Source organism: Blautia sp. An249 (assembly GCF_002159835.1).
Taxonomy (GTDB): domain Bacteria; phylum Bacillota; class Clostridia; order Lachnospirales; family Lachnospiraceae; genus Blautia_A; species Blautia_A avistercoris.
This window is the reverse complement of record NZ_NFJL01000037.1, coordinates 1-9,761: the sequence shown is the minus strand read 5'-3', so window position 1 is coordinate 9,761 and position 9,761 is coordinate 1. Positions and strand designations below refer to the sequence as shown.

Sequence of the window (9,761 nt, the reverse complement as noted above, 5' to 3'; positions counted from 1 at the left end):
GGTATCACCTCCATCATTTGAGAACATCTTATCAAATGATGGAAGGGATTTGAAGATACGGATGATTACCTACTTACGTTTAATCAGCGAAATAAAATCTTCTCTCTCTAGTTCAGCGTATGATAGCCCAATTTTTCATCATATACCAAATATGAAGGATTATTGGGAGCGAACAGGAGCAGATTCTGATCAGATTTTAATGAAGGATGATGAAATTGCTAAATTGAAGCAAGACTTGGAAGAATATAAACAAAAAGAGAAACAAGCATTAGTTAATAAAGGTGATTATAAGATTGATTTTGAATCGGTAAAGCGGGAGCAAGAGCTATATGGCAGTGAGATTTTAAAAAAATTACAAAAAGTGGGGCAAATTGAAACAGATATAGATAAAGAAAAGGGGAAGCAGGAAGAAAAAGATACTGAACATTTTATAAAGACTTTGGAGAAGATAAATGAGAGCCAGTTTATTGATGCTCGTAGTTTTCGTGAAATAGCACAATTATGCGAAAATAGGAACATGATTCCATATGCCCAAAAAATACTAGAATGTGCTTTACAGAGATATCCAAATGATGATGACATTAGATTTGCTTTAATTGATTTATATTGTAAGTCTGAATCTCCTCAGTTGCGAATGCGTGCGGTTGAATATAGCGAGAGATACTATTATATTGAAATTGAGCAAGATGATAAAGCCCATTTTACTGATAAGAGCCAAGAACGTCCTTTTACACTGGATAGACTTATTTCACTTTTCAATGCATATATCGGAACGGATAATTATCGCAGATTATATAGTATTACAGAGGATATGGAAAAAAATATAGAGTTGGAAGATCCCAGGTGTCAGGCCTTGATTTCAAGAAATATGGGGGTCGCTGAAATGGAACAAGGTCATTATAAAAGAGCTGTGGAATTATTTATTGAAGCGTGTCAAAAAGATCCTTCCGAACGGACTTTTGCTTTACTTTCAAATACTTGCTATAAAGTCGGCAAAAAAGAAGTTGGATATTATTTACGTGAGTTTTTAGTCGAACAAGAACCGAACGAAGCAGAACGGTATATCAGTTTAGTTAATGCTATAGTCGAATATGAATATATACCAACAGGAATTAATGAAGACGGAAACCTTTGTTTCGACAATATGGGAATTGCTTTGCGGCCTTATGAAAAATATTTAATACCTCTTTTATATAAAGCTATGATTTGTGATAATTGTGATGACATAGATCAACAAAATATTATAAGTTACCTGACAAAAAAATTCAAAACGAAAGCAGCAAAAGAAGCGTTGGACTTCTATCGTGAAAATTTAGGAGCTGAGCAGTGGAGACAAGATAATTATAAAAAGCAGATGGATAAGGTACGAGAGAGTCTCGACTTTTCAATCGTTGATACTATTGATAAAAAGATTCAAGCAATGTCTGATCCTGGATATGCAAATGAAGAAATAGAAAGAATTTTTAATCATTTGACTGAATCATAACGTGAATCTATTATTCGTTTTCTATGAAGACTAATACTATAAATATTGTATTTAAACATATTTATTTCGTGTAAAAGTGATGCAATAAATTGGACAAAGTAATATTTTAAAAGAATGCGAGATGAAAATAAGTTATGGTAGAACAATTCGATTCCAGAGAGGAAAAAATAGAAAATGTTCAACAAGCATTAGGAAACCCAATAGAAATTAACGCTTGTATGAATATTCGCAGTCATGAAACTGCTGCCGGGATTCCACTTTTATGTGTTGCGGATAAAGTTTATACAGATTGTGAAGACTCACATACAATTATATTTGGATCAACCGGTTCTAAAAAAACGCGATTAATAATAATGCCAACAGTGCGTTTGTTAGGGCTTGCTGGTGAAAATATGATTGTGATTGATCCAAAAGCAGAATTATATGAGAGAACAGCTTATGATTTAAAATGTCGAGGATATACAATTATTGCTATTAATTTTCGAGACCCTTCACTAGGTAATTGTTGGAACCCATTTGATATACCATATACTTTCTACAAAGAAGGAAATTTTGATCGTTCCTATGAATTTGTTAATGATATTGTAAATAATATTATGTTGGATTCTGTTTCAATAAGTGATCCATTCTGGGATCATAGTGCAGCTGATTTATTATTTGGACTTATTTTAATGATGTTTGACTTATGTAAAAATAAATCTAAAAAAGAGGGAATGGTTGACTATGATTCTCATAAAGAAGCTGATTCCTTTTCGGATTCTGATGTAAATGTTTCGACAATTTTTAAATTACGTAATAAACAATTTATAAATAATGCGATAGCTAGTAGTTTGTTTTGGAAAAAGGAAAATCAGAAGAATTCTCTAATAGCTGTAAGCTTAATGGGAACGGTTACTGCACCATTAAGTAAAACACAACCTTCAATTTTGTCAACATTTGATCAAAAAATGAGAATGTTTATGCTACAAGAAAACTTAACTGCCATGATGTCTTGTAGCGATTTTTCTTTGAAAAATTTCGGAGCATTAAATAAAAAAAATGCACTTTATGTTATCATGCCAGATGAAAAAACAACGTATCATAAATTGGTTTCTCTTTTTATTAAGCAAAGCTATGAATATTTAATTTATCAGGCTCAGCAACTAGAGAAAAAAAGTTTCAGTACAAGAATTAATTACTTATTAGATGAATTTGCGTCTTTGCCTGCAATCAATGATTTTCCAGCTATGATTTCAGCGGCAAGGAGTCGAAATATTCGTTTTAATATTGTTATTCAAAGTCAAAGTCAATTATTTCAAAAATATAGAGATGACGCTGATACCATTAAGTCTAATTGTAATAACTGGATTTTTTTAACAAGTAGAGAGTTATCACTTTTGAAAGAATTAGAATCATTATGCGGAACTATAGATGGAAAACATTATTTATATTCAGTGTCTAGGTTACAGCATTTAAAAAAAGAGGAGGGTGAGGCATTACTTTTATGTAGACGTCTGTACCCTTTTCTTACAAGATTGTATGATATTAACAAATATGATGGGTATGACACTATTAATAGGGAAAATTGGAAAAAATTAGATATGATGCGCACATCTTCGCATAAGAAAAAATTTAGCAATTTTAGAGATATATCAATCAAAGAATTATTTCGAGGAGAGTGAATATAGTTGAAAGCGAATTATACAGAAGATGACTATGGACCTAATTATAAAAATCATATTCTCGAGCAGTATAAATTGTATGTAGAAATGGCTGATAGAATTAGTCACCGAAGAGTGACTACAAATACTTTTTTTATTTCAATAAATACATTCTTGATTACTATAACTACATTTTTTCGTGATAATAGCTATTTGATTTTGTGTATGGTTTCTTTGATAGGGTTCATCTTAGCTTTGGTTTGGTATGATTTGATAAATAGTTACAAGAGGCTAAACTCTGGAAAATATAGAGTAATTCATGAATTAGAGGAACTGTTGCCTGTTGCACCATATAAAGAGGAGTGGAATAAATTGGGGCGTGGAAAGAATAAAAAATTGTATTATCCTGTATCATATTTAGAAGCAATTCTTCCCGCAATGGTAAGTATACTTTATGTAATATTGCTTATCTATGCAATGGTAGAAAATTGTTTGTGAAATAGTTGATTATATTAGGTTTACTTCAATTGGCAGTATTCTCTAGATACTATATTTAAATACTGTGAGTTAATGGATAATAAAACGGATCATAAAATATGACTAAAGATAATAAAAAAGATATTTTAAAACGTTTTTCTATGTTAATACATAGAAAAGTGGATTAAGTCGGACGAACCGCCCGGCAAATGACGTACTTTCTATCCTCTCGTGCCATTGCGAAAATGCCTGCCTCCTGGTGAGGAAATAAAATTAACGGTGGTGATATATATGATGTGCCAAAATAAAAAGCTAACTGATATAGTCGCTCAAAAAATGCTGGCTTTGCTGCCTGGATTTATCAATTAAGGAGAAAGCCCGCAGAAAAGGAAAGTATCACTTCCGGTATCAGGGTTGAGACGATGGGATTTCAGACTTGTTCCCATCAAGCAAAGCCTTGAAGCAATGGCCTATTTACCCGAATTGCATATAATAAGTAGAGCCGAGGGTGTTGACCTGTTTCCTTTAACGAGCGCGGTCGTGAAAATGGCGATTTTCGAGCAAAAATGCTCTTTGGCCAATCCCGTTTACAGACGGGCAGAATTTGACATCAATGTGGAGCAATCGAGCCATGTTGAGTGCGTAGTATTGCTTTCCAAACTTCATACAAGACAGAATATAGAAGTGGAATTGGAAATGAGTGAGATGGATTTGACAGTGGCAGAGAGTAAGGAGACTTATGAGGAGATTAAAGAGTATGCAAAACGGCCAAGATGTCCGGAGGAGAAGGAAAAAGCGATTGAAGATGCACTAGAACATTTTGGAATGATAAACTAGCAAATCTAATATCAGCGAGCATATTAAGCACATTTTCGAAGAGGAAGAACTGGAGGAAGATACAGTTGTTCGGAAATTCCGAACAACTGCGGTTGATGGGAAAAAATATAATATAATCCACTATAATCTTGATATGATTATTTCTCTTGGATATAGGGTGAATCTAAAATTGCTACAAATTTTCGCCGTTGGGCTACCGAACACCTTAAAGAGTATATGATAACAGGCTTTACAATGGACGATGAACGGCTGAAAAATCTGGGTGGTGGTAATTACTGGAAAGAGTTATTAGACCGTATACGTGATATTCGTTCCTCTGAGAAGGTTATGTATCGTCAGGTGCTTGATTTGTATGCAACAAGTGCATATTCTTGTGCGAGAGTACCGCTGTTCCGGAGGAACGGATACCGCTAATCCGGCGGCAGGAAACCGCTGTTCCAGAACAGGGATACCTCACTTAATTGAGTGTCATCTGCGAGTTTACTCGCTTAAAGCTGGATCTAATCCATATACTTCCCGCATGGATCTGTAATTCGCCGGATCTGTCGGGACAATGTTGATCTTATATGCATCATGCTTGATGCGGTCCAGGATCGCTTCTGAGAGGGGACTATCATCGCCACCAAGCTGATCATACCAGCCATTGGAATCATATTGGGAACAGAAGATGGTAGATGATTTCCGGCGCCTCCTGTGAAGAAGCTCCAGAATGTCATGCTGTTCAGATTCTGTGGGCTTCAGCAGAAGCCATTCATCAATGATCAGCAAAACCGGGTTGGCGTATTTCCCCTGGACCTTTTTGTATGTGGCGTCATTACGAGCCATCTCCAGTTCCAGGAGCAGCTCCGGAAGGCGAACATACTTCGTCTTGTAGCGCTGTTTGCAGGCTTCCATCCCAAATGCACATGCCAGATAGGTCTTACCGCTCCCAGTAGCTCCGGTAATAAAAAGATTCCTGTGTTCTGTGATGTATTCACAGGTTGCAAGCCGCTCAATCAAAGAACGGTTCAGCTTGCGCCCGGAAGTATAGTTAATATCGCCAATGTATGCATCCGGCTGGTCAAATCCGGCATTACGGATCAGACGTTTCAGGCTGTTGCTCTTGCGGTTGCTGTATTCGATATCCACCAGCATCCCGAAGCGGTCCTCGAAAGGGATCTCCTTCATTTTGGGATCTTCCAGCTGAGTACGAAATGCATCCGACATAGATGTCAGGCGCATTTCAATGAGTTTATCTATCGTGCTTTGTGTGGTCATGGTTCCTTACCTCCTGTAGTAATCTGCGCCTCTTGTAAGTGCATGGCTGCTCTTTGCCGATTCTGTATGGCTGCCTGTTGCCGTTTTGTCCGGTACCTCCATCAGGTCGCTCCCGGTATCAAGGATGTTCTTGATACTCTTATAACTGGGAGCAGCCGTAAAAGAGAGCGCTTTCCGGCAGGCGGCTTCCAAACGGTCAACCGAATATTTGTCGGCCAGTTTTAAAAGCGCCATACAGCTGCGGTAGGATTGTTGTTCTACACGCTTGGAGGTAAGAATTGCGTCTACTACCTGACAGGTATTGGAGCCGATCCGATCCGCCCATTTGCGAAAACGGTCACCGTTCCATTCCAGATACTGTTGGTGGGACTCCGGCATATGTTCCGTAACCGTACTGTATTGTCCTTTACGGCCATAAAGACGGCGGTGGGACGCAATCCGATTATGATTGTAAAAAATCTCAATCGTTTTATCTGTAACCCGTACATCAACTTTGCGTTTTATATATTCATAAGGAACTGAGTATAGCATTCCGGCAAAGGATATGTGATAATTGAACTGAACGGTGGCTTGTTTCCATTCCGCCAGTTCATATGGGGTGGCAGGTAAAGGTGCCAGAAGTGGCAGTTCTTCGTCGCGGAAGATTTCGTACCGGCTGCCCTCTTTCTTTTGGAAGGGGCGGTGGCTGAAAACTTCCAGCTTTTGACGGATTGCATGGTTTAACTCACTAAGTGAGAAGAACTGCTCATTACGCAGGGCTGCAGTAATCCAAGTAGAAATGTTGCCTACACTGCCCTCAACATTTGCTTTGTCCCGAGGGGTCCGAACACGGGCTGGAATAATTGCAGTGCCATAGTGCTCTGCCATTTCCTGATAGACCGCATTAATTCGCTGATCCTTCCAACCTTTGTTGTGATCCACAGCAGTCCGGCAGTTATCTGGCACCAGGATCTTGGCGACACCGCCAAAGTACTCATACATGTGGACATGTGCAGCAATCCATGACGGCTGCTTTTCATCCATGAATGCTTCCACATATGGATACTGGCTGTAAGTCATCACTCCTACGAAGATGTGGGCATCCAGGATTTCGCCAGTATCCGGATCGATGATATGTGCCGGATCTCCGGCCCAGTCAACCTCAACCTGTTCTGCAGGTTTGCGGTTGATATGCATGGTGGCACGGCGCTTCTGCTCATCCTGTTGGATGTAATAGCAGAACTGTGAATACATAAGCGGCTCATCGCCGGAAAGACGGCATTCCTCCAGGTATTCTGTCCAGAGGAGTTTCTTGTTTACTCCATTACGGAGAAGTTCCTTGCGGATATGTGTATAATCAGGCATGCGCCTGTTTGATTGAGACTCAGGACTGTTCTTTTTCGGAAACAGCAGTTGCTCAATCACTGCGTCGGTCTGGTTTGGATTAAGCGGCCATGAGATTCCTTTTTCTCTTGCAGCTTTTAAAACCTTATTGACCGTTTTCTTAGACACACCGCAGCTAAGTGCGATGTTTGTTTGACTGAGATTCAGACTGGCAAGTCTGATAATCTCACGATATTTGGTCATAACAGCTGACCTCCTTAAAATGTATTTACGTCAAGTGACGTATAAATACATTTTAAGGAAAGAAGCTGAGGTTTCCATGGCTCTGGAATATGGGTTTCCATTAAAGCGGAATCACGGTTTCCTTCATATCGGAACGTCGGTTTCCAATCTCCAGAACAGGGGTGTAAAATCGCCCGGAATACTCAACAAGTGTTGATTACTTTGATTTTGCGGAAATTCAGGCTATGTGTCATAATCCTATGTATATGGCAGATTACGTGGAGCATCTGGATAATGTTTTAAGAACTACAGGTGAAAAAGTATTGCAAGGGGCAGGGACAATTAGTCATGCACAGGCAATCGAGAAAGCGACAAAAGAGTATAGAAAGTACCAAGCACATAATTTGTCTCCAGTTGAAGAAGAGTATTTGGAAAGTATTAAAAATCTTCACAGCACAGTGAAGAAAAATGGTAATAACTGATAGAGAAAATATGCTCTCACATAAATGAAAAAGCCAAAGAGATATTTGGAGGGGAAAACAGTGTACATATAAGTTTGGACAAAGATACTCATGTTGAGACGGTTGTTCTTTTGTCCCAACTAAAACCAGATGACACCATAGAGATCGATCTGGATTTGGATGAATTGGATGCTACCAGTGCTGAGTTGAAAGCAACCTATCAGGAAATCAAAGAGTATGTGCTGAACGAATTCGGTTTGAAGGTTTCCAATTTATATATTTCTCAAGTAAAACGTAAATGTGGACTTGAAGTGGGAGAAAATTATAATCTTCCCAGATCAGTAAATACAAGAGTTCCACAATGCCCGAAAGAGAAAGAGGATGCTATCCGGTCTGCTCTGAAATATTTTGCAATGATTTAATTCATATAACAAAAGCTGAACATGTACAGAAATTTACTGTCTTGTTCAGCTTTTGTGTTGTTTGAAAATTATTTTAAGATAGGTTTTTTGAATGAAGGAGAACAAATATCACCCCAGGGATAACCAGGGCATCCATCATTGAAAAACTGGTATCCTCCGGATATGCCAGCCGCAAGGGGAAACAGATTCTTCCCACAAAGGACGGGGCGGAGTTGATCGCCGTCCTCCCGGAATACTTAAAGTCCGCCGCTATGACGGCGGAATGGGAGAACCGCCTGCTTTCCATCGAAAAAGGACAGCTTGAAAGCGGGGCGTTTCTGGAGGGCATTGTGGAGCTGATCGACCGGATGCTCTTAGAGTGTGGGGAGCTGTCGGCGGAGGAACAGAGCCGTTTCCATCCACGGGAGAGCGTGGGCACCTGCCCAGTCTGTGGAAATCCCGTGTATGAGGGGAAGAGATGGCAGCGGAGCTGTTAAAGGACGGGCGCACTTATGTACCGGATTTGTATTCGCAGAAGAAAGGGCGGACGTTTGCCGCTTATCTTTTGTTGGATGTATCTGATGGGAGAGCAAACTTCAGCCTGGAATTTCCTAAGAAAAAGGGAAAGAAAGCATAAATCCCTCCCCGTGCCGATGGGGAGGGACGCTTTAAATCAGGGAAAATCCTAATTTGAGGATGGACAGCCAGTTGCTTTTCGCATAGAGAAAACGGACAACGGTGATCTGTTCTTCCATTTCGAAAACAACGTAAAAGGCAAGATAATTTTTTACCTGTACGAACCGGATGCCCCAGGATGCAAGCAGCTTGTCATCCACCAGGGGATGTTCTTTCGGGAAGGGCAGCAAGGCATTGATCTTGCGGTCTGCTTCCTCTAAGAGCGCATCTGCAGCGGAAGGGTTTTTCAGGACAAATTCAATATAGTCGGCGGCCTGGGTCAAATCCTTTTCGGCAGTGCCTGTGATGTGCAGTCGGTAACTCATCGTTCCCGGCGGCTCCGGATGTCTGCCATGGCTTCGGAAAACGGACGGGTCTTTCCGGCGGCAAGGTCATCCATGCCCTCCTGGATCAGGCTGTAAAGCTCACAGCGGCCCGCAAGCTGTTCATATGCCTCAATGCTCATAACGGCAAGGTCACCCTTCCCGTTCTTGGTAATAAAAACAGGCTCCGAGTATTTGTGACAAAAGGTGGATATTTCGTTGTAACTGTTGCGTAAATCTGCGCTTGAACGGATTGTTGGCATACTTAGCACCTCCTTTATAAAGAAATTATAACTGAATTTCTTTATATTGTAAAGGCGGAAACCGGACTTTATACAGGATGCAGCCAAAAACTTATGATGAACCATAATGAAAAATGTAACAGGAGGATTTACATGGCAAAATCAATGACATTCGTTTCCTGGCAAGGGAAGCGACAAAAGAGGCCGGCAGTTCCCCTAGGGACTGGATGCGGTATCTGGATACAGCTTGCCGGCTGTAACGCTATCCATTCTCTTGCACCCTTTTACTCCACGCACCTACTATGTGGAAAAAGACGGGTTTGCTGTAATTGCCGGGTTCATCCGCACAGGCTCATCCAGTGCGCTCATTTCCTTTGACACCACGGATTTCCACATCGAGGGGAAAGAAGGGAGCTG

The 9,761-nt window shown here is 40.1% G+C and carries 10 protein-coding genes and 3 pseudogenes; 9 read left to right on the top strand and 4 right to left on the bottom strand.

Features of this window, described 5'->3' with window-relative positions:
* The 5 genes and pseudogenes from B5F53_RS18935 to rhuM (B5F53_RS20895) form a co-directional block, all read left to right on the top strand.
* The coding region (locus tag B5F53_RS18935) for a tetratricopeptide repeat protein (RefSeq protein ID WP_204246967.1) at positions 1-1,486 on the top strand (1,486 nt) is incomplete at its 5' end.
* Between the two features lie 134 nt (positions 1,487-1,620).
* Positions 1,621-3,147, top strand: coding sequence for a type IV secretory system conjugative DNA transfer family protein (locus tag B5F53_RS18930; protein ID WP_087226967.1), 1,527 nt, complete (start codon positions 1,621-1,623; stop codon positions 3,145-3,147).
* Between the two features lie 6 nt (positions 3,148-3,153).
* Complete coding sequence (locus B5F53_RS18925) at positions 3,154-3,624, top strand: RipA family octameric membrane protein (RefSeq protein WP_087226965.1); 471 nt, start codon at positions 3,154-3,156, stop codon at positions 3,622-3,624.
* 525 nt (positions 3,625-4,149) lie between these two features.
* The gene (locus tag B5F53_RS18920; protein WP_330396247.1) at positions 4,150-4,440 is read left to right on the top strand and encodes a hypothetical protein; all 291 of its coding nucleotides are present in this window, start codon (positions 4,150-4,152) and stop codon (positions 4,438-4,440) included.
* A pseudogene (gene rhuM, locus B5F53_RS20895) lies at positions 4,436-4,803 on the top strand (RhuM family protein); the annotation flags it as partial. The gene B5F53_RS18920 and the pseudogene rhuM (B5F53_RS20895), both read left to right, overlap by 5 nt.
* Before the next feature lie 117 nt (positions 4,804-4,920).
* Here the strand turns inward: rhuM (B5F53_RS20895) and B5F53_RS18910 are convergent.
* Both B5F53_RS18910 and istA read right to left on the bottom strand, forming a co-directional pair.
* Positions 4,921-5,697 (bottom strand): ATP-binding protein, encoded by a 777-nt coding sequence (locus B5F53_RS18910; RefSeq protein ID WP_087226963.1) that lies wholly within the window; start codon positions 5,695-5,697, stop codon positions 4,921-4,923.
* A gap of 6 nt (positions 5,698-5,703) precedes the next feature.
* On the bottom strand, positions 5,704-7,263 hold the full coding sequence (gene istA / locus B5F53_RS18905) for an IS21 family transposase (RefSeq protein ID WP_087226961.1): 1,560 nt from the start codon (positions 7,261-7,263) through the stop codon (positions 5,704-5,706).
* Between the two features lie 206 nt (positions 7,264-7,469).
* On the opposite strand from istA, the pseudogene rhuM (B5F53_RS18900) reads away from it, so the two are divergent.
* The 4 genes and pseudogenes from rhuM (B5F53_RS18900) to B5F53_RS20475 form a co-directional block, all read left to right on the top strand.
* Positions 7,470-7,724 (top strand): annotated as a pseudogene (gene rhuM, locus B5F53_RS18900) (RhuM family protein); the annotation flags it as partial.
* 89 nt (positions 7,725-7,813) lie between these two features.
* A pseudogene (locus B5F53_RS18895) lies at positions 7,814-8,125 on the top strand (23S rRNA (uracil-5-)-methyltransferase RumA); the annotation flags it as partial.
* A 107-nt stretch (positions 8,126-8,232) separates the two neighbouring features.
* Positions 8,233-8,601, top strand: coding sequence for a DNA topoisomerase (locus B5F53_RS20480; protein WP_330396246.1), 369 nt, complete (start codon positions 8,233-8,235; stop codon positions 8,599-8,601).
* Positions 8,583-8,741, top strand: a complete 159-nt coding sequence (locus B5F53_RS20475) for a hypothetical protein (protein WP_242970373.1) — start codon at positions 8,583-8,585, stop codon at positions 8,739-8,741. Before B5F53_RS20480 ends, B5F53_RS20475 begins: the two co-directional genes overlap by 19 nt.
* A 31-nt stretch (positions 8,742-8,772) precedes the next feature.
* On the opposite strand, the gene B5F53_RS18885 is transcribed toward B5F53_RS20475, so the two are convergent.
* Complete coding sequence (locus B5F53_RS18885) at positions 8,773-9,105, bottom strand: type II toxin-antitoxin system RelE/ParE family toxin (protein WP_087226959.1); 333 nt, start codon at positions 9,103-9,105, stop codon at positions 8,773-8,775.
* A complete protein-coding gene (locus B5F53_RS18880) occupies positions 9,102-9,365 on the bottom strand; it encodes a type II toxin-antitoxin system prevent-host-death family antitoxin (RefSeq protein ID WP_087226957.1) in 264 nt (87 codons plus the stop codon). Before B5F53_RS18880 ends, B5F53_RS18885 begins: the two co-directional genes overlap by 4 nt.
* Between the last annotated feature and the right edge of the window lie 396 nt (positions 9,366-9,761).